Origin of the sequence: uncultured Roseovarius sp. (genome assembly GCF_913054395.1) — a bacterium.
Classification (GTDB): domain Bacteria; phylum Pseudomonadota; class Alphaproteobacteria; order Rhodobacterales; family Rhodobacteraceae; genus Roseovarius.
Genome location: NZ_CAJXIP010000069.1, coordinates 1 through 18,349, shown reverse-complemented (window position 1 = coordinate 18,349; position 18,349 = coordinate 1). Strand labels below are relative to the sequence as shown.

Annotated in this window: 17 protein-coding genes and 3 pseudogenes; 13 read left to right on the top strand and 7 right to left on the bottom strand. The window is 61.8% G+C overall.

The features are described 5' to 3' along the window. Window positions 1-1,189: FAD-dependent oxidoreductase (locus tag QZ522_RS10955; RefSeq protein ID WP_294611077.1), on the top strand; the 1,189-nt coding region annotated here is incomplete at its 5' end. A 9-nt stretch (window positions 1,190-1,198) separates the two neighbouring features. Here the strand turns inward: QZ522_RS10955 and QZ522_RS10950 are convergent. Then, the gene (locus tag QZ522_RS10950) at window positions 1,199-1,642 is read right to left on the bottom strand and encodes a DUF4399 domain-containing protein (RefSeq protein WP_294611074.1); all 444 of its coding nucleotides are present in this window, start codon (window positions 1,640-1,642) and stop codon (window positions 1,199-1,201) included. A 190-nt stretch (window positions 1,643-1,832) separates the two neighbouring features. Here QZ522_RS10950 and QZ522_RS10945 point away from each other — a divergent pair, with 190 nt between their 5' ends. The 6 genes from QZ522_RS10945 (at window position 1,833) to aroC (ending at window position 6,424) form a co-directional block, all read left to right on the top strand. Next, on the top strand, window positions 1,833-2,738 hold the full coding sequence (locus tag QZ522_RS10945; RefSeq protein ID WP_294611072.1) for a LysR family transcriptional regulator: 906 nt from the start codon (window positions 1,833-1,835) through the stop codon (window positions 2,736-2,738). Window positions 2,739-2,935: 197 nt separating this feature from the next. Further along, window positions 2,936-3,475 carry an NADPH-dependent FMN reductase gene (locus QZ522_RS10940; RefSeq protein WP_294611070.1) on the top strand — a complete coding sequence of 180 codons (540 nt, stop codon included), beginning with the start codon at window positions 2,936-2,938 and terminating at the stop codon, window positions 3,473-3,475. 88 nt (window positions 3,476-3,563) lie between these two features. Further along, window positions 3,564-4,016: a hypothetical protein gene (locus QZ522_RS10935; RefSeq protein WP_294611067.1), complete on the top strand. Its 453-nt coding sequence runs from the start codon at window positions 3,564-3,566 to the stop codon at window positions 4,014-4,016. A gap of 11 nt (window positions 4,017-4,027) precedes the next feature. After that, a complete protein-coding gene (locus QZ522_RS10930) occupies window positions 4,028-4,594 on the top strand; it encodes a hypothetical protein (protein ID WP_294611064.1) in 567 nt (188 codons plus the stop codon). After that, a complete protein-coding gene (locus tag QZ522_RS10925; protein WP_294611062.1) occupies window positions 4,591-5,205 on the top strand; it encodes an SCO family protein in 615 nt (204 codons plus the stop codon). Before QZ522_RS10930 ends, QZ522_RS10925 begins: the two co-directional genes overlap by 4 nt. 115 nt (window positions 5,206-5,320) lie before the next feature. Next, window positions 5,321-6,424: a chorismate synthase gene (gene aroC, locus QZ522_RS10920; protein ID WP_294611059.1), complete on the top strand. Its 1,104-nt coding sequence runs from the start codon at window positions 5,321-5,323 to the stop codon at window positions 6,422-6,424. Between the two features lie 23 nt (window positions 6,425-6,447). Here aroC and QZ522_RS10915 read toward each other — a convergent pair whose 3' ends face one another. The 3 genes from QZ522_RS10915 to QZ522_RS10905 form a co-directional block, all read right to left on the bottom strand. Continuing rightward, window positions 6,448-7,362 (bottom strand): DMT family transporter, encoded by a 915-nt coding sequence (locus QZ522_RS10915; RefSeq protein ID WP_294611056.1) that lies wholly within the window; start codon window positions 7,360-7,362, stop codon window positions 6,448-6,450. Window positions 7,363-7,437: 75 nt separating this feature from the next. Continuing rightward, window positions 7,438-7,725, bottom strand: coding sequence for an HU family DNA-binding protein (locus QZ522_RS10910; RefSeq protein ID WP_294611053.1), 288 nt, complete (start codon window positions 7,723-7,725; stop codon window positions 7,438-7,440). Between the two features lie 131 nt (window positions 7,726-7,856). Further along, a complete protein-coding gene (locus QZ522_RS10905; RefSeq protein WP_294611050.1) occupies window positions 7,857-9,341 on the bottom strand; it encodes an AMP nucleosidase in 1,485 nt (494 codons plus the stop codon). Between the two features lie 123 nt (window positions 9,342-9,464). Here QZ522_RS10905 and QZ522_RS10900 point away from each other — a divergent pair, with 123 nt between their 5' ends. Then, the gene (locus QZ522_RS10900; RefSeq protein WP_294611047.1) at window positions 9,465-10,220 is read left to right on the top strand and encodes a class II aldolase and adducin N-terminal domain-containing protein; all 756 of its coding nucleotides are present in this window, start codon (window positions 9,465-9,467) and stop codon (window positions 10,218-10,220) included. Window positions 10,221-10,224: 4 nt separating this feature from the next. Here the strand turns inward: QZ522_RS10900 and QZ522_RS10895 are convergent, their stop codons facing one another. Further along, window positions 10,225-10,707: a lytic transglycosylase domain-containing protein gene (locus QZ522_RS10895; protein WP_294611044.1), complete on the bottom strand. Its 483-nt coding sequence runs from the start codon at window positions 10,705-10,707 to the stop codon at window positions 10,225-10,227. Between the two features lie 131 nt (window positions 10,708-10,838). Here QZ522_RS10895 and QZ522_RS10890 point away from each other — a divergent pair, with 131 nt between their 5' ends. The 5 genes and pseudogenes from QZ522_RS10890 to QZ522_RS10870 all read left to right on the top strand — a co-directional run. Beyond that, complete coding sequence (locus QZ522_RS10890; RefSeq protein ID WP_294611041.1) at window positions 10,839-11,693, top strand: SDR family oxidoreductase; 855 nt, start codon at window positions 10,839-10,841, stop codon at window positions 11,691-11,693. Window positions 11,694-11,948: 255 nt separating this feature from the next. Then, window positions 11,949-12,413 (top strand): DUF1810 domain-containing protein, encoded by a 465-nt coding sequence (locus QZ522_RS10885; protein ID WP_294611038.1) that lies wholly within the window; start codon window positions 11,949-11,951, stop codon window positions 12,411-12,413. A 107-nt stretch (window positions 12,414-12,520) separates the two neighbouring features. Further along, on the top strand, window positions 12,521-13,378 hold the full coding sequence (locus tag QZ522_RS10880) for an FAD binding domain-containing protein (RefSeq protein ID WP_294611035.1): 858 nt from the start codon (window positions 12,521-12,523) through the stop codon (window positions 13,376-13,378). Beyond that, window positions 13,375-16,068 carry a molybdopterin cofactor-binding domain-containing protein gene (locus QZ522_RS10875; RefSeq protein WP_294611032.1) on the top strand — a complete coding sequence of 898 codons (2,694 nt, stop codon included), beginning with the start codon at window positions 13,375-13,377 and terminating at the stop codon, window positions 16,066-16,068. Before QZ522_RS10880 ends, QZ522_RS10875 begins: the two co-directional genes overlap by 4 nt. Further along, window positions 16,065-16,697, top strand: a pseudogene (locus QZ522_RS10870) (6-hydroxynicotinate reductase); the annotation flags it as partial. The gene QZ522_RS10875 and the pseudogene QZ522_RS10870, both read left to right, overlap by 4 nt. Here the strand turns inward: QZ522_RS10870 and QZ522_RS10865 are convergent. Continuing rightward, a pseudogene (locus QZ522_RS10865) lies at window positions 16,686-17,804 on the bottom strand (pyridoxal phosphate-dependent aminotransferase); the annotation flags it as partial. The pseudogenes QZ522_RS10870 and QZ522_RS10865 sit on opposite strands and share 12 nt — an antisense overlap. 351 nt (window positions 17,805-18,155) lie before the next feature. Then, window positions 18,156-18,349: pseudogene (locus QZ522_RS10860) on the bottom strand (hypothetical protein); the annotation flags it as partial.

Here is an 18,349-nt window from a genome sequence, read left to right as displayed (position 1 = left end):
TGGTATCCCGGTGATCACCTCGAACCGTATCAACACCCCCGAGGTGGGCGAGGATATCCTCGCACAGGGCGCCGCCGATATGGTCAGCATGGCGCGCCCGTTCTTGGCCGATCCCGATTTCGTGGCCAAGGCGGCGGCGGGGCGGGCCGCGACCATCGCGCCCTGTATCGCCTGCAATCAGGCCTGTCTTGATCACACCTTCAGTGGCAAGATCAGCTCTTGTCTGGTGAATCCGCGCGCCTGTTTTGAAACCGAACTTTTGATCGAACCGGCGGATAAGGTGAAAACCATTGCTATTGTCGGGGCTGGGCCTGCCGGGCTGTCGACGGCGATCACGGCGGCGCAGCGCGGGCACAATGTAACGCTGTTTGATCGCGCCGACAGGATCGGCGGACAGCTTAACATGGCCCGTGTCATTCCGGGCAAGGAAGAATTTCACGGCCTGGTCGCGTGGTTTGAAACCATGGTCGCCGAGGCGGGTGTAACCCTGCGTCTGGGACAGGCGGTAAGTGCCCATGATCTTGTGGGGTTTGACGAGGTGATCATCGCCACCGGCGTTATCCCGCGCGATCCCGGCATTCCCGGTGAGGATGCGGCGAACGTGCTTTCTTATATCGACGTGCTGCGCGACAAGGCGCCGGTCGGTCGCCGGGTGGCCGTGATCGGCGCCGGGGGGATCGGTTTTGACGTGGCAGAGTTTCTGGTCCACGAGGGCCATAGCCCGACCGAGGATCTGACCCTATGGCGCAGCGAATGGGGGGTCGGCGATCCCTCCGAGACCCGCGGCGGCCTCGCCCCGCAAGGCCCGCAGCCCACGCCCCCGGCGCGCGAGGTGACATTGCTTCAGCGCAAGGCAGAGCGGCCTGGCAAGCGTCTTGGCAAGACCACCGGCTGGATTCACCGCGCGGCGTTGCGGATGAAAGACGTCAAGATGCTGGGCGGGGTCAATTACGAGGGGATCGACGAGGCGGGCCTGCACATTAGCTTTGGCGAGGCGCGCGAAAAGCCGACCCTGATCGAGGCGGATACGATTGTTCTCTGCGCAGGCCAGCTCAGCGAGCGCAGTCTGGCCGATACGCTGGAGGCGGCAGGCGTGGCCGTGCATGTGATCGGCGGCGCCGATGTTGCTGCCGAACTTGACGCCAAGCGCGCGATTGATCAGGGCACAAGGCTGGCGGCGGCGCTCTGACGGCGGGCGTTACTCCACCGTTATGGTGATCACTTCCGAGGCCACAGGCGGGTCATGCGGCACATGGTTCATGTCGCCCATGACAAGTTGCAGCCTGTGTTGTCCCGGTGCCAGATCAAGCATGACCTCGGTCTGACCACCTCCGAAATGCTTGTGATGATCATCGGCCGGGATGCCTTGGTTTAGCTCTTCGGCACCATCCGGGCCTTCACCCAAGGGCGGGCGATCAATCAGCAGGTGATGGTGGCCGGTCTTGTCCTTTTCGGTGCCTGCCGGGGCCACCCCCATGCCGGTTAGGCCAAAGCTCACTTTGACCGGGGCACTTACGGTGTCGCCATCGGCAAGGTTGATGAAGTAGACCTCTGCACCCTCGGGTGCCGGGGTGTCGCCCGCAAGCGCGGACGCGGCCACAATCGTAAAGGCGGCGGCGGTCAGGGATAGAATCCGTTTCATGGGTAATCCTCCTTGATTCAGTCTAACACAAATGGCGCGATTGAAGGAGTATCCCCCTTCGGCGCATTGTTTCCCTGTTTCCACCCGATGAACGATCCAGACAAAACCCAGATATTGTCTGGCCGATGCCCCAGTTGTGCCCGAATTCGCGGTCAAAACGATCCGGAGACGCAATTTAGAGGTAGCAAGTATGGATCGCCTGACGGAAATGGAGGCCTTTGCCACGGTGGTGGACCAAGGCGGGTTTACGGATGCGGCCCGCAAGATGGGCATTTCGAAATCGGCAGTGTCCAAGCACGTGTCCTCGCTTGAGGCCCGGCTTGGCGCGCGGCTTTTGAACCGCACGACCCGCCGTGTCAGCCCGACGGAGATTGGCCTTGCCTATTACGACCGGGCGCTTCGGGTGCTGAACGATGCCGGCGAGGCCGACGCCTTGGTCAGCTCCATGCAATCTGATCCATCAGGCCTGTTGCGGATTTCGGTGGCAACCGATTTCGGGGTCAATCATCTAAGCCCCGTTCTGGGCAGTTTCCTTGATGAATTCCCCGACATCACCGTCAATATGGTCCTCAATAACCGCTATGTAGAGCTTATTTCAGAGGGCTTTGACATGGCGATCCGGATTGGCGAGCTGGAAGACAGCACGCTTCGGGCGCGTAAGCTGACCGAGACCTCAAAGCGGATGATCGCAAGCCCGGCTTACCTTGAGAAATACGGGCAACCCCAGAAGATCGACGATCTGAACGAACACAAGCTTTTGCATTATTCAAGCCAGGCAGGCGGTGCCGTCTGGAAACTGACCGCGCCCTCGGGTGAAAAGCGTCAGGTACGCACAGCGGGCGGGCTTTCGGTAAATGACGGCCAATCTCTGCTGAATGCTGCGATTTCCGGGCTTGGCATCGCCTATCTGCCCAGCTTTCTTTTTGCCAAGGCTATGGCACAGGGGATGGTTCAGGATGCGATGCCGGACCTACCGACCGAAACCCAGGGCATTTACGCGGTCTATCCGCCGGGCCGTTTTACCCAGCCCAAGGTGCGCGCTTTCATTGATTTCCTGGTCCATTCCTTTGCCGACAAGGGCCCCAACGACTGGTAAGATTTTCCTCCCTGCCAATTATGGCCAACTTTGCCCCGAACGCCCCGCGCGTCTCGGGGCTTTTGTTGTTCTGCGGCAACAGTTTGAAGCCGCGCGCGTTCGATGCACAGCGGCTGTGCGACGGGGCGCAGTTGCCTTGGCCCCCGCATCGCCCCAGTTTACGTCACAAGACGTGACCAAGGCGGAAAGGACACCCGATGGCCAACCTCAAACTCGTGACAATTTCTGGATCGCTGCGCAAAGGCTCTTACAACCGGATGCTTCTGGCCGAGGCGGCCGAGGCGTTCGGCCCGGCAGAGGTGATCGAGGGCGATCTTGCCCTGTCGCTTTACGACGGAGATCTTGAGGCGGCCAGCGGCGTGCCCGAAGCGGTCCAGACCCTTGCCCAACAGATCAAGGACGCCGACGCCGTGGTGATTTCGGCGCCTGAATACAACAAGGGCATCACCGGCGTTCTGAAAAACGCGCTCGATTGGATCAGCCGGGTCGAGGGCGCGGCATTCAAGGACAAGCCGACCGTCGTTGTATCGGCGGCGGCCGGGCGCACCGGCGGCGAGACGGCGCAATTCATGACGCTGTCCTGTCTCACCCAGCTTCAGGCGCGGCTATTGCCGGGCACCGCTGTTCTTATTGCCGGGGCGATGAATGCCTTTGACGAGAACGGCAAGCTCAAGGACGAGACATCGCGCAAACTCCTCACCACACGGATGCAGGCGCTGCGTGCCGAGGTGAGCTAAACCGGACCCATCCAGAAAGTGATTGGCCATATGCCCTGACGGGTGGGATACTTTCCTTGATCGAAGTTTCGTTCAAAGGGGGCTTGCCATGTGGAAAATGGCCATTTCGGCGCTTTTGATGATGCTCGGGGCGACTGCTGCGCAGGCCGCAGGAGGCGAGCGCATTCAGGTCAAAGGCGAGATCATCGACACCTGGTGTTATTATTCCGGCGTGATGGGCGGCCCGGATGCCGTGGTCGGCAGCGCGCATCACACCTGTGCGCTCTGGTGCTCGGCGGGGGGGATACCGGTCGGCCTCCTGGCCGAGGACGGCACGGTTTACATGGTCCTCAAGATCGAGGGCGATGCAAATTCTGCCGGTGGTGACACGCAACTCAAACTGGCCAGCCACGAGATAACCGCCGATGGCATGTTCTATCGTCGTGATGGCTTGAATTATCTCGTGGTGGAAAAGGTGGTGACCGACCACGGCATCACCAACCTCAACCACGAGGATTACGGCCCGATTCCCGGCTTTGCCATCCCCGATCCGACAAAGTGAGGCGTAATCAGATGAAACAGTTGATGATCATACTGGCCCTGATGGCCCCGCCCGTAATGGCACAGGATTTCGCGGAAGGCTCCGAAGCCAAAAGCTGGAACCTTTACGGTGAATCCCCGGCCCGCTTCGAGGCAAAAGTCGTTGATATCCTCTGCGAGATCACCGGCGATTGCGCCTCTGATTGCGGTGGCGGAACGCGCCAGCTTGGCCTGTTGCGCAAGGCCGATGATGTGCTGGTCTTTCCCAACAAGAACGCGCAGCCCGCCTTTAGCGGTGCGGTGGTGGAACTGGCGCCGTTCTGCGGCAAGGAGGTCGAGGTTGACGGGTTGCTGATCACCGATCCCGATCTTGGCGCAAAGCATATCTACCTCGTTCAGAAAATCCGCAATCTTGGCGATCCCGAATGGACCGCCGCCAACCGCTTTACCGGGGAATGGGCCAAGGCCAACCCCGAGGCCAAGGGCAAAGGCCCGTGGTTCCGTCGCGATCCCCGCATCAGGGCCGAGATTGCCGCGCATGGCTATACCGGCATTGGTCCCGAGGCGGAAAAGCCGTTCATCAAAGAGTGGTTCGAATGAGGTTTGTCCGCCTCTTGTGCGTCGCCCTGCTTTGTGGCGGTGCAAGCGGTGTGCTGGCGCATGGCACCGAAACCCATGCCGCGCCTGCCATTCCTGAACAGAACGCGGCGGTCACGCCGCTGCCCTGGGATATTGGCGGGCCGTTTGCCCTTGTGGATCACACTGGTGGCACGCGGACCCAAGTCGAACCAGATGGCAAGATGCAACTGCTGTTCTTCGGTTACGCCAATTGTCCGGGTATCTGTAGCACAGCCTTGCCGATGATGGCCGAGGTCACCGACCTGCTTGCGGCGCGCGATATCGCGGTCAGCCCGGTTTTGATCACCATTGATCCAGAGCTTGATACGGTGGCCAGCATGGGCCCGGCGCTGGCCGGGATTTCCGATGACTTTGTCGGCCTGACCGGCACCCCCGAGGCGCTTGCCGTGGCCTATCGGGCGTTCCAGATCAGGTTTACCAGGATCATGGATGACCCAAGGCATGGCCCGATCTACGCCCATGGCAGCCATATCTACCTGCTGGACGGGGCGGGCAAGGTTCTTACCCTTCTGCCGCCGGTCCTCTCGCCGGATCAGGCCGCCGGGATCGTTGCCAGATACGCCGATCTCTGAACTGCGCCAGCGCGGCTTACCCCGGCCAATGGCCCGTTCGCTGCGGAATCGCGCCAAAATAGCTTGAGGCGCCGGTCGCGCGGGGCTAGATGGGCACCTATAAGGAGCAACGCCCATGAGCCTGAACACATTCGGTCATCTGTTTCGTTTCACCACCTGGGGTGAAAGCCATGGGCCCGCCCTTGGCGCCACCGTCGACGGTTGCCCGCCGGGAATTGCCCTGGACGAGGCGATGTTGCAGCAGTGGCTCGACAAGCGGCGCCCCGGCCAGAACAAGAACACCACACAGCGCAATGAGCCCGATGCCGTGCGCATTCTTTCGGGCATGTACGAGGGGCAGACCACCGGCACGCCGATCCAGCTGATGATCGAGAACACCGACCAGCGCTCGAAGGATTACGGTGATATCCTCCAGACCTTCCGCCCCGGTCATGCCGATATCACCTATCATCAGAAATACGGCCTGCGCGACCCGCGCGGCGGCGGGCGCAGTTCGGCGCGTGAAACCGCGGCCCGCGTTGCTGCTGGTGGTGTGGCACGTGCCGCCCTTGCGGCGCTGGTGCCGGGGCTTGAGATCAAGGGTTATATGGTCGCCATGGGCGAGATGGAAATCGATCGTACCCGCTTTGACTGGGACGCGATTGACGGTAACGATTTCTGGATTCCCGAAGCCGATGCCGCTCCCGAATGGGAGGCATATCTGCAAAAGCTGCGCCGCGCGCACAATTCGGTCGGCGCCGTGGTCGAGGTCGTCGCACGTGGTGTTCCCGCCGGGCTTGGCGCCCCGATCTATGGCAAGCTCGATACCGATCTGGCCGCGGCGATGATGTCGATCAACGCCGTCAAGGGCGTCGAGATCGGCGAGGGCATGGCAGCCGCGCGCCTGACCGGAACCGATAACGCCGATGAGATTTTCATGGGCGAGAACGGACCAGAGTATGGATCAAATCACGCCGGCGGCATCCTTGGCGGCATCTCGACGGGGCAAGAGGTGGTTGTGCGCTTCGCGGTCAAGCCGACCTCGTCGATCCTCAGCCCGCGCCGCTCGATCCGCATCGACGGTACGCCGATCGAGGTGGTGACCAAGGGGCGGCATGACCCCTGCGTCGGCATTCGCGCGGTTCCCGTGGCCGAGGCGATGATGGCCTGTGTGCTGCTCGATCACCTGCTCTTGCACCGGGGGCAGGTCGGCGACGGGCCGCGCGGCAGGATCGGCTGAGCCGAACGTCGTTTCTTCTTGCTTTAAATATCCCGGGGGCTTGGGGGCTGGCCCCCAATCTGCATTTGTGGCAAACGCTTTTGCCGCGAAAGCTGTACCGCAAGAATGCCGCCCATGATCACCAGAACGCCGATCAGATCGCCAAGCCGCAGCGCTTCGTTGAGCAGCATGGCCGCGATGGCGACTCCGAAAAACGGGTTTAGGAAATGGAAGGTAGCGGCGCGGGTCGCGCCGATCCGCTCGACCAGCAGGAACCAGACCAGCGTTGCGGCAAGGCCGGGGATTAAGGTGGTGTAAAGGAAGGCCAGCAAAAGCCGCAGGCTCCATTCGACGACAAAGGGTTCGGTCGCAAGGCCGACAATGCCGACCAGAACCGAACCGACGATCATCTGAAGCCCGACAACCATCATGAAGTTCCCGCCCGAGGCGGCCCCCCGGACCGACAAGGTGGCAAAGGCCAGGGCAAAGACCGCAATCGCACAGAGGCCGACACCGTAAAGGTCCATCCCCCCCTGAAACCGTGCGCCCATGATGATCACCACCCCGGTCAGCCCGGCAAAAAGCCCGAAAATGCCGACCTTGCCAAGCCGCTCACCAAGGAATGCCCAGCTGAGCAGTCCGACCAATAGCGGCACGGTCGAGGCAATGATCGCGGCAAGCGAGGCCTCGATGGTCTGCATCGCCACGAAATTGAGACCAAGATAAAGCGCGTTCTGACAGATCCCGAACACGATTGTCGCGCGCCATTGCGCGCGCGTCAGGCGCCAGGTCTGGCCAAGGGCCAGAGCAATCGTGACCCCGATGAGGCCAGAGATGAAAAACCGAAAGCCAAGTGCGGTCAGCGGCGGTGCGGCGGCCACGATGATGCGCGCCGACGTAAAGGCGCTGGACCACATAAGGGCAAAAGCAAGCCCCATGATGACCGCACGAATATCCACCGGTTTACTCCGTCAATGAAAAGGGCCGCCCCTGGGCGACCCTTTTATGAAACTCGTACCAGATGCAAGCAGGCTTTAGCCGTTCACGCTGTCCTTGAGCGCTTTTGCGATGGTCATTTTCACAACCTTGTCGGCCTCTTTTTTCATCTGTTCACCGGTGGCAGGATTGCGCACCATACGCTCGGGGCGCTCGCGGCAATAGATCTTGCCAACACCCGGAAGGGTCACGGCGCCACCTGCGGATACTTCTTTGGTGATGATCGCGATCACCGCATCCAGAGCGCCGCTGGCGGTTTTCTTGTCACTTCCCATTTCCTCAGCCAGAGCAGCGACGAGTTGGGTTTTGGTCATCGGTTTTGCCATTTTATGGTCTCCTTCAACTGCCCTACCTATGGGCCTCATGCGCGTGATTTAACGCGATGATGTGATCAAACACAATGACTGGTAGGCAAAAGCAAGCGTTTTTAGCGTATTTTGTGCTGATTTTCGCAAGGTCAGAGGAAGGCTGTTTCCGCAAAGCTGCGTAATTTGCGGCTATGGATGCGTTCAAGCGGCATTTTGCGCAGGGATTCCATTGCCCGAATCCCTATCATAAGGTGGCGTGACACCTGTGATTTGTAGAACGCGCTGGCCATTCCCGGCAGCTTCAGCTCGCCCTGAAGGGGTTTGTCGCTGACGCAAAGCAGGGTGCCATAGGGTACGCGAAAGCGAAACCCGTTGGCGGCGATGGTGGCGCTTTCCATATCAAGCGCGATCGCGCGGGATTGTGACAGGCGCTGCACCGGCCCGGATTGGTCGCGCAATTCCCAGTTGCGATTGTCGACGCTTGCCACTGTGCCCGTGCGCATGACGCGCTTGAGGTCATAGCCCTCAAGCTCGGTTTCCTGCGCCACCGCCTGTTCAAGGGCAATCTGGATTTCCGCCAGCGCCGGGATTGGCACCCAGGCCGGCAGGTCGGCGTCAAGCACGCGATCCTCGCGCAGGTAGGCATGCGCCAGAACGAAATCGCCAAGCGACTGCGAATTGCGCAGGCCGGCGCAATGACCCACCATCACCCAGGCATGCGGGCGCAGCACGGCCACGTGATCGGTCGCGGTCTTGGCGTTCGACGGTCCGACCCCGATATTCACCAGGGTAATCCCCGATCCATTGGCCCGCTTGAGATGATAGGTTGGCATCTGCGGCAATCGCTCGACCACCGGCAAAACCCCGTCGGGCGTGGTGATCTCGGCGTTGCCGGTGCTGACGAAGGCGCAATATCCGCTGTCGGGATCGGCCAGCATCATGCGTGCATAGGCCTCGAATTCTGAAACATAGAACTGATAGTTGGTGAACAGAACATAGTTCTGAAAGTGTTCGGGATCGGTGGCGGTGTAATGCGACAGCCGCGCCAGCGAATAATCCACCCGCTGCGCGGTAAAGGGCGCAAGCGGTTCGGCCCCGCCCGGCAGGGTCTTATGGGTGCCATTGACGATGTGATCGTTGGTGGTCGACAGATCCGGCACATCGAACATATCGCGCAGGGTGAATTCTGCGGCGCCTTCCTGGGGGACGGTGATGCTGGCATCGTTGGCGACGGCAAAATGCACCGGCATCGGTGTGTTCGACACGGTGATACAGACCGGCACGCCGTGGTTTTCGATCAACAGCCCGATCTGTTGTTCAAGATAATTGCGAAACAGGTCGGGCCGGGTGATCGTCGTGGCATAGGTGCCCGGATTGGCGACGTGGCCAAAGCTCAGCCGACTGTCGATCTTGGCGAATGTCGAGGTGGTAAAGCTTATCTCGGGGTAAAACGCGCGAATGCGCCCGCTGGGGATATCGCCACCAAGCGCTTTGCCGAATTCATGGCACAAGAACTGCGTCGCCGTCTGATAAAGCGCGACAAGGCGGTCGACCGCGGCGCGCGGATCAATGAAATCCTCGGGGTCCGGCACCTCTGGCGAGGTGACTGTGCCGGTCTGCTCTGCCTGTGTCATGTGCGATGTTCCAAATGGCGGTGGGGTGCCCGCACGTTGACATGTGCGCGGGCGTTGATCAAGCTGCGCTCACGGTCGATCCGCGATCGCCCCTTTTCAAACCGATAACAAACGGAGAGACCGATGAGCCTTGCCAAGCTGCACCCCAATATGGACCACTGGGAAGAGCGGGTCGATCTTGCCGCGGCCTTTCGCTGGACCGCGCGGCTTAACCTGCACGAGGCAGTGGCCAATCATTTCAGCCTGTCGATCAACGATGACGGCACGCGGTTCCTGATGAACCCGAACCAGATGCATTTTGCCCGGATCAAGGCCAGCGATCTTATAATCGTCGATGCCAATGATCCTGAAACGCTGACCGGTCCTGACGCGCCCGACCCGACCGCATGGGGCCTGCATGGCGGGTTGCATCGCCATTGCGCCCATGCGCGCTGTGCCATGCATGTGCATTCGATCCACGCCACGGTGCTTGCCAGCCTGGCCGACAGCCGCCTGCCCCCGATCGACCAGAACTGTGCCACCTTCTTTAACCGCTATGTGATCGACGATGGTTATGGCGGTCTGGCGTTCAAGGATGAGGGCGAGCGTTGCGCCGGGCTTTTAACGGATCCTGCGAAAAAGGTCATGATCATGGGCAACCATGGCGTGATGATCATTGGCGATAGCGTGGCCGAGACCTTTAACCGGCTCTATTATTTCGAACGCGCCGCAGAAACCTATATTCGCGCATTGCAGACCGGGCAAAAGCTTCGGGTGCTGCCTGATGACATCGCCGAGAAAACCGCGCGCGAACTGGAAGAATATCCGGGACAGGCCGAGCGGCATCTTGACGAGCTAAAGGCGATTCTCGACGCCGAAGGATCGGATTACGCCGCCTGATCCGCTAGCCCGCGCGCAGACCCGTTTGCGCCAAAAGCCCCCGGCGCTTGGCCTCGTAATAATAGCCACGCGCATACCACATGATTGCTGCGTCGGGGTCGCCATCCGCCACGATATAGGCCCCTCGCAGGTATTTTACGCCGTATTTAAGGTTGGTCTCCGCATCCAACAGATCGTTGGGCGTGCCGCGAAACCCCATCCCGCGTGCGGTCTGCGGCAGGATTTGCAGCAGGCCATAATAGGGGCCGTTGCGCGCGCCGGGGCGATGGGTGCTTTCGCGGATCGCAAGCCGATGCACCAACGATCGCGGCACCTCGTAGTGATCGGCGTATGTGTTGATCAACCGGCGCAACTCCGGCGTTTCATTGGGGTAAAGCGGGGGCTCGGACGCGGCAGGGCGCGCGCCGGACCGCTTTTGGCGGGAACAGCCGACAACAGCTGCAGAGGCAAAAAACGCAAGCGCCAGACGGCGGGAATAGCAATGCATGGGGTCTCCGAAACAGGGTCGCAATCGCGCCAGTCTGCCACCCATTCAGGGCAACGCGCCAGAGGGCGGCAAAGCCACCGGCAAAACCCCGCCACCTTGCCAAATCGCATCACGCGCGCCATGTAGGGACCATGGGAAAAACACTGCTTTCTTTTGGTCACGGCTATTGCGCGCGCGCCCTTGCGGCGCGGCTCGTTCCGCAGGGGTGGACGGTCTACGGCACCACCCGCAATGAGGCCAGGTTTGCCGCCTTTCACAAAGAGGGCGTCACGCCGGTTCTGTGGCCAGAGGGCGACCTGAGCGCGGCCTTCGAGGCGGCAACTCACCTGCTGATCTCCGCCGGACCGGACGCGGACGGCGACCCGGTGCTGAACCGCTATCGGGATCAGGTCACCGATCTGGCGCCCCGGCTCGACTGGGCCGGATATCTTTCGACCACAGGCGTTTACGGCGACCATCAGGGCGGGTGGGTGGATGAGGCGACGCCGCTGACTCCCTCCACCCGGCGCGGGAATCTGCGCGTTCAGGCCGAGGATGACTGGCGCGCTCTAGCCGACCTGCCGCTGCATATTTTCCGGCTGGCAGGCATCTATGGCCCCGGACGCGGCCCGTTTGAAAAGGTCCGGCAAGGCACCGCGCGGCGGATCGTGAAACCGGGTCAGGTCTTTAGCCGGATACACGTCGAGGATATCGCGCAGGTGCTTGAGGCCTCGATTGACCGGCCCAATCCGGGCGCGGTCTATAACCTCTGTGACGACGACCCGGCCCCGCCACAGGATGTGATCGGCCATGCGGCCGAACTCCTTGGCCTGCCGCTCCCGCCCGAGGTGGATTTCACGACGGCGGACCTGAGCCCGATGGCGCGCAGCTTTTACGCGGAATCAAAGCGCGTCCGCAATGATCGGATCAAGACAGAACTTGGCATCAATCTGATCTACCCGGATTATCGTAGCGGATTGAAGGCGCTGCTTGCGATCAGAGAATAGCGGGTTGGGGGCCTTGCCCCTCTTGGCCGTTGGCCAATTTACCCCGGAGTATTTATGGGAAGATGAAAGGCACAGTCAGATTTTCATCTTTCCCAAAATACTCGCGCCGCAGGCATCCACGCTTTCCGGTTTGTGACTGGCCGTGCTGCTGAATTGCACAGGTGGCGCGCCATGGGTTAGCCTGCTGAACACCGGCCACGAAATCGCGTGGGATTTTGCGCAGGGCCAAAGTTTGAACCTGGCAGGGATATTGAAGTGACATTTGAGAAACCAGAAGACGATAACGCGACGAGCGACGAGCGTTTTGTTCGTGCCCAGGATCAGGTCTGGCCGCAGCCTTTGAACGAAATCCGCAACGGCAGGAAGCGCACCCATTGGGCATGGTTCGTCCTGCCGCAGATTCGCGGGTTGGGACGGTCGCGATTTGCCATTCACTACAGCATCAAGGACCTGGACGAAGCCAAAGCCTATCTTGCGCATCCGGTGCTTGGGCCCCGTCTTGTTGAAATATGCGAGGCGATGATGGGTCTTGAGGCGGTCACCGCCGAGCGGGTTCTTGGCGGCATTGACTCGCTCAAGCTTCAGTCCTGTGCAACGCTGTTTGAGGCTGCGGGCGGGGATGTGGTTTTTGGCCGGGTGCTTGGCAAGTATTTTCAGAACCGGCGGTGCCCCGAAACACTCGCCTATCTCAAAGATCCTGCCGTGATGGAAGATCCCTAAAAGAGCGCCTGGGGCGAATCCGGCAACTGTCGTGTTGACAGGGGCGAGGGCCTTGCCGCACCATTCCGATCAGGCCGGTCCGGCCGGTCCCTGATGTCGGAGAACATATGAGCCCCTATCACCGCCCCACGACCCTGCAAGAGGCGCTTGGCCTTTTGGCCGGGCCGGGGCTGTGCATCGCGGCGGGGTGTACAGACCTTTTCCCGGCAACAGGCGCGCGGGCGCTGTGCGGTCCTGTATTGGATATCACGGCAATTGCGGCGCTTCGGGGGATTGCGCCCGAGGGCGATTATATCCGGCTTGGCGCGACGACCACCTGGGCGGATATCCTGCGCGCCGACCTGCCCGCCGGGTTCGACATGCTGCGCGATGCCGCGCGCGAGGTCGGGTCGGTTCAGATCCAGACCTCGGGCACGCTGGCGGGCAATATCTGCAACGCGTCACCCGCCGCCGATGGGGTGCCCTGTCTTCTGGCACTGGACGCCGAGGTCGAGATTGCCAGCCTCGGTGCCACGCGGCAGGTGCACCTTGGCGATTTCATCACCGGGGTGCGCCAGACCGCGTTGCGTCCCGGCGAGATGGTCACGGCGATCCTGATCCCCAAGGCAAAGACCGGCGGGCGGTCGCGGTTCATCAAGCTGGGCGCGCGGACCTATCTTGTGATCTCGATTGCCATGGTCGCCGCGCGTCTTGAGGTCGAGAATGGCCATGTCAGCGCCGCCGCGTTGGCGGTTGGCGCCTGTAGCGCGGTGGCGCGGCGTTTGCCCCGTCAGGAGGCCGCCCTGATCGGCACGCGTGCCGATGCCGGGCTGGTCGGGCGGATAGAGCCAACGCTGATCGTCCCCGACCTTGCCCCGATTGACGATATTCGCGCCGAGGCCACCTATCGGTCCGGGGCAGCGGTCGAACTCATTCGCCGTGCGGTGGACGATCTGGTGGCAGGCGTCGGTAAGGTGGCTGCATGAACCGGATTTTCGACAGCCTGAACCTGACGGTCAATGGTACATCGGTTGCTTTGCCGGTTGCTCCGGGGCGGCGCCTCTCGGAAGTGCTGCGTGAGGATCTTGGATTGCGCGGGACCAAAGTCGGCTGTGATGCGGGTGATTGCGGGGCCTGCACGGTGCTGATTGACGGCGCGCCGGTTTGTGCCTGCCTGACGCCCGTCGCCCAGGCGACGGGGCGCGCGGTAACCACCGTCGAGGGGCTTGATATGGCGGCGCTGCAACGGGCGTTTCTGCGCCACGGCGCGGCGCAATGCGGAATTTGTACGCCGGGCATGCTGATTGCGGCCAAGGCGCTTTTGACCCGTGTCGCGGCCCCGACACGCACAGAGGTCGAAGAGGCGCTTGGCGGGGTACTCTGTCGTTGCACCGGCTATTCCAAGATCATCGACGCCATTCTTGATGTGGCGACGGTTGGCGCGCCACCCCCGATGCCCGGCGCTGGCCATGCTGTCGGCGCACGGGTCGAGCGCCTTGATGGCGGGCCAAAGGTTGCGGGCACCGAGATTTACGGTGCCGATCACGTGCCAGGCGGCGCCTTGCTGGTGCGCGCGGTGCGGGCGCCGGATGCGCCGATGGGATTTGTCCTTGGCGATATCGAGGCCTGGTGCGCGGCACAGGCGGGCGAGGTTCAGGTCTTTACCGCCGCCGATGTTCCGGGAGAAAACCGCTTTGGCGTGCTGCCTGCCTTTGCCGATCAGCCGGTGCTGGCCGAGGCCCGGGTGCGCATGCGCGGCGAGGCGGTCGCGCTTGTCGCCGGGGATCCCTCTGTTGTCGAGGCGCTTGACCTGACGGGCTTTCCGGTCACCTGGCAGGCCCGCGACGATAGGCTTGTCCATGCAACGCGCGCCGATAACCTTTTGGTAAGCGGGCGGGTTGCACGTGGCGATCTGGCGTCGGGGTTTGCGGCTGCTGCCCATATCGCCGAGGCCGAGGTTTCAACGCCCTATATCGAGCACGCCTATATCGAGCCCGAGGCCGGCGTGGCCTGGCTTGAGGGTGGGCAGCTTGTCATTCAGGCCTGTACGCAGGCCCCGGTCATGGACCGCGACGACACCGCCCGTGTTCTTGGCTTGCCGCCCGAAGGGGTGCGGATCATCCCGGCGGCGGCAGGCGGCGGGTTTGGCGCGAAACTTGATCTTACGGTGCAGCCACTGATCGGGTTGGTGACGCTCAAGACCGGGCGTCCGGCGCGGATGGTCCTTGGCCGGGCGGAATCTATGGCAACCTCGACCAAGCGGCATCCGTCAAAAATGCACGCGCGGATCGGGGTGGATGACGAGGGCCGCATCACCGCGATGGAGTTTGACGGCGAATTCAACACCGGCGCCTATGCAAGCTGGGGCCCGACGGTGGCGGGGCGCGTGCCGGTGCATGCCTCTGGCCCGTATTATGTGCCTGCCTATCTTGCCTCGGCCAACGCGCGCCATTCCTTCAGTGCCATTTCAGGCGCGTTTCGCGGCTTTGGCGTGCCGCAGGCGGCGATCCTGCAAGAGGTGCTTCACGATGATCTGGCCGCACAGACCGGCATGGACCGGCTGGCCTTTCGCCGCCTCAATGCCTTGCAGGACGGACAGGCCACGGTCTGTGGTCAGGTTTTGCAGGGCGTCGGAATATCCGCCTGTCTGGACGCCTTGCGCGACCCGTGGCAAGCGGCGCTGCAACGCGCCGAAGAGGGCAATGCCAAGGGCGGCGTGATGCGCCATGGCGTCGGGGTTGCGTCCTGTTGGTATGGTTGCGGCAATACCGGGCTTGCCAATCCTTCGACCATCCGGCTTGGCCTGACGCCCGAGGGGCGGGTGTCGCTGCATCAGGGGGCGACCGATATCGGACAGGGCGCCAATACGGTGATCCCCCAGATTTGCGCCGATGCCCTGGGCCTGCCGCTGGCGGTGTTAGATCTTGTCGGGCCGGACACCGCCCTGACGCCTGATTGCGGCAAGACATCCGCCTCGCGCCAGACCTTTGTGACCGGCAAGGCGGCATGGCTTGCCGGTCAGGCGTTGCGCGCGCAGATCCTGAGCCTGAGCAACATGGGCCCGGATGCAAGGCTTTCCCTCTCGGAGAATACGCTTGTGGTTGGCGACGGAAAGGCCGATCGGCGGATTGACCTTGGCGATCTTGTGCCGGGCGCTCATGGCTATGTGCTGATGGCCGAGGAAACCTATGACCCGCCAACCTCGCCGCTGGACGAAAACGGTCAGGGCGCCCCCTATGCGGTTTACGGCTATGGCGCGCAGATTGCCGAGGTCGCGGTCGATAGCGTGCTTGGCACCGTCAGGGTGACCCGGATCACCGCCGCGCATGATCTTGGTCGCACCATCAACCCGCTTCTGGCCGAGGGTCAGGTCGAAGGCGGGGTGGCGCAGGGCCTCGGGCTTGCCCTGATGGAAGAGTACATTCCGGGCCGGACCGAGAACCTGCATGATTACCTGATCCCGACCAGTGGCGATATGCCCCGCGTCGACTCGATTTTCGTCGAGGTGCCCGACCCCGAGGGGCCGATGGGTGCCAAGGGGCTGGGCGAGCATGTGTTGATCCCGACCGCGCCCGCGATCCTGAACGCGATCCGCCATGCCACCGGCGCGCGGATCACTGATCTTCCGGCGCTGCCGCATCGGGTATTGGCGGCAATGCGAAAGGCAAAGGGATGAGCGAGCGGCGCTCAGGCGACGAAAAGATCCGCTGCGATGCCTGCCCGGTGATGTGCTATATCGCGCCCGGCAAGGTGGGTGCCTGTGATCGTTACGCCAATGAGGACGGCAAGATCATCCGCTGTGATCCCGTAACCATACTGGACCGCAGGTTGCATGCCGGGGGCGAGGTGCGCCCGTTTCTCAATGCGGATTGGGATGGCGATATGGGCGGAGATGACCTTTTTGTAAGCGGCGTCGGCGCGGGCACCACATATCCCGATTACAAACCCGCGCCCTTTATCGTCAGCCGCGAGGTGGAGGGCGCCGACTTCGTTACCGTGGTGACCGAGGCGATCTATTCCTATTGCGGCGTCAAGGTGAAGATCGACACTGACCGCCACCTTGGCGCCGAGGCCGCAACCGTGCGTGCGGGCGGCGAGGCGGTCGGCCATGTCACCACCGCCGAATACGGCAGCCAGATGCTGTCGCTCGGTGGGGTCGAGCACCTGACCGGCGGAAGCAAGGCAGAAGGCCGCGTGACCTGTGACGCCCTTCTGCGGCTGTGCAATCGCGAGGCTGTGGACCTGACGATTGACGGCGGCGCCAGTGTGACCGTGCAGGCCGGTCGGCCGCCCATCGTCGATGGTCAGCGCGATGCGGACCCAGTCGTTCATATGTTTCCCGAACGACGATCCCGGCATGACGGCAACACCGGTCTGCTCCAGCAAAGCCCAGGCGAAGGTATCGCAATCCGTTCCGAGCGGGCTGACGTCGACCAGTGCAAACATTCCAGCGTCCGGACGATGTACCCGCAGGTTGGTCTCCGCATGCAACCGTTCGGCAAGACAGGCCGCGCGTGCGGAGTAGCGTTCGACCATTCCCGCAGCGACCGGAGACCCCGCTCTGATCGCCGCCGCAGTCATGTCGGCAATGAACGGCTGATTCCCGAACAGCATGGTTTCAGATACCGGCAGAAGCGCATCCATGAACGGCTTTGGACCAATAGCCCACCCGCTCCGCATACCGGGGGCAGCGTGGGATTTTGAAATCGAGGAGACAGCGATCACCCTGTCTGACACCTCGGGCAGGGACAAAGGCGATATGAATTCATTCCCGTCAAAGACGAGATCCTCGTAGACTTCGTCCGATATCAGCCAGAGATCGTGCTCTATTGCGAGCGCGGCAATCGCCTCCAATTCCTGTTTTCGCAGGATTGCACCGGTGGGATTATGGGGCGTGTTGAGCAGGATCGCCCGTGTTTTTGCGGTGATGCGATCAGCGAGATCATTGGACTGCATGCGGAACCCGTGTTCGGCACGGAGTGGCACGGGCACCATGTCGGCCCCGGTGGAGCGGATCACTCCTTCGTAGGTGGCATAGAGCGGATCCCCGACGAGCACTTCGTCTCCTGCCTCGGCCACGCCCTGCAAGACGGCATAGAGCGCGGTCTGGGTCCCCGGAAAGCAAAGGACATTGTCCCGGTCAAACGCCCGCCCGCGGCGGTGGGTATATGTCTCGGCCAGCGCGTCACGCAGATCGTTTTCGCCACGGCCGTTGGAATACTGCGTTCTCCCGGCCCGGAGTGCCGCAATCGCATGTTCAGCCAGTTGTTCCGGCAGGGAGACATCGGGTTCACCGATGGTCATCTCAATGATATCTGCACCGCCCTCGCTGCGATCGCGAGCTGCCAGATGCAGGTCCCATTTCGCGCCGCCCAAATCCGCCAGGCGCTGTGTGATAGAAGTGGTTCTCATCTGCAAAACTCTCTGAAACCGCAGGTCTTGCAAGGCGAATGATCGCTTTGCACTCTCTTATTATACAACTATGCTATAAAAATATAGATGACTTTGCATACCAATACGACCACGTGTTCCTTGCCTACCGCGGATCGACTGGAAGCGGCACAAAAGGCCGATGAGCGTCCTCCATGGCAGTGCAGAAAACCCTGGCGGGGCCGCGATCCGCGAGACTGCAGAGGAGATCGATGCCCAACGATACCGCCACACCACGACACAGAGGATGTCAGCGCCGTTTGCCGACGCCCCGTAGAACGGCGTCATCTCTTGCGGAGCGTCATAAGAGCGGCATGGAGAGATTGGGATGCATCATGCTTTCATATCGATTTCAAGCAGCATTGGACCTGTGAGGGGCGGCATTTCCGCTAGCGTAGCAGCCAGTTCTGTTGGCTCTGTGCACTTGTAATCAAGCCCATATGCAGAGGCGATCAATCCAAAATCGGGGGCGCCCGGATGACATCCGGTGGCCGTGATCCCGGCATCTTCCATTGAATTCGCGATTT

Bases quoted from the DNA above. Each gene is read 5' to 3' on its own strand.
- QZ522_RS10880 (WP_294611035.1), top strand. From the start codon at position 12,521: ATGAGCCCCTATCACCGCCCCACGACCCTGCAAGAGGCGCTTGGCCTT.
- QZ522_RS10905 (WP_294611050.1), bottom strand. From the start codon at position 9,341: ATGACACAGGCAGAGCAGACCGGCACAGTCACCTCGCCAGAGGTGCCG.
- QZ522_RS10895 (WP_294611044.1), bottom strand. From the start codon at position 10,707: ATGCATTGCTATTCCCGCCGTCTGGCGCTTGCGTTTTTTGCCTCTGCA.
- QZ522_RS10875 (WP_294611032.1), top strand. From the start codon at position 13,375: ATGAACCGGATTTTCGACAGCCTGAACCTGACGGTCAATGGTACATCG.
- QZ522_RS10940 (WP_294611070.1), top strand. From the start codon at position 2,936: ATGGCCAACCTCAAACTCGTGACAATTTCTGGATCGCTGCGCAAAGGC.
- QZ522_RS10910 (WP_294611053.1), bottom strand. From the start codon at position 7,725: ATGGCAAAACCGATGACCAAAACCCAACTCGTCGCTGCTCTGGCTGAG.
- QZ522_RS10925 (WP_294611062.1), top strand. From the start codon at position 4,591: ATGAGGTTTGTCCGCCTCTTGTGCGTCGCCCTGCTTTGTGGCGGTGCA.
- QZ522_RS10950 (WP_294611074.1), bottom strand. From the start codon at position 1,642: ATGAAACGGATTCTATCCCTGACCGCCGCCGCCTTTACGATTGTGGCC.
- QZ522_RS10930 (WP_294611064.1), top strand. From the start codon at position 4,028: ATGAAACAGTTGATGATCATACTGGCCCTGATGGCCCCGCCCGTAATG.
- QZ522_RS10890 (WP_294611041.1), top strand. From the start codon at position 10,839: ATGGGAAAAACACTGCTTTCTTTTGGTCACGGCTATTGCGCGCGCGCC.
- QZ522_RS10945 (WP_294611072.1), top strand. From the start codon at position 1,833: ATGGATCGCCTGACGGAAATGGAGGCCTTTGCCACGGTGGTGGACCAA.
- QZ522_RS10935 (WP_294611067.1), top strand. From the start codon at position 3,564: ATGTGGAAAATGGCCATTTCGGCGCTTTTGATGATGCTCGGGGCGACT.
- aroC (WP_294611059.1), top strand. From the start codon at position 5,321: ATGAGCCTGAACACATTCGGTCATCTGTTTCGTTTCACCACCTGGGGT.
- QZ522_RS10900 (WP_294611047.1), top strand. From the start codon at position 9,465: ATGAGCCTTGCCAAGCTGCACCCCAATATGGACCACTGGGAAGAGCGG.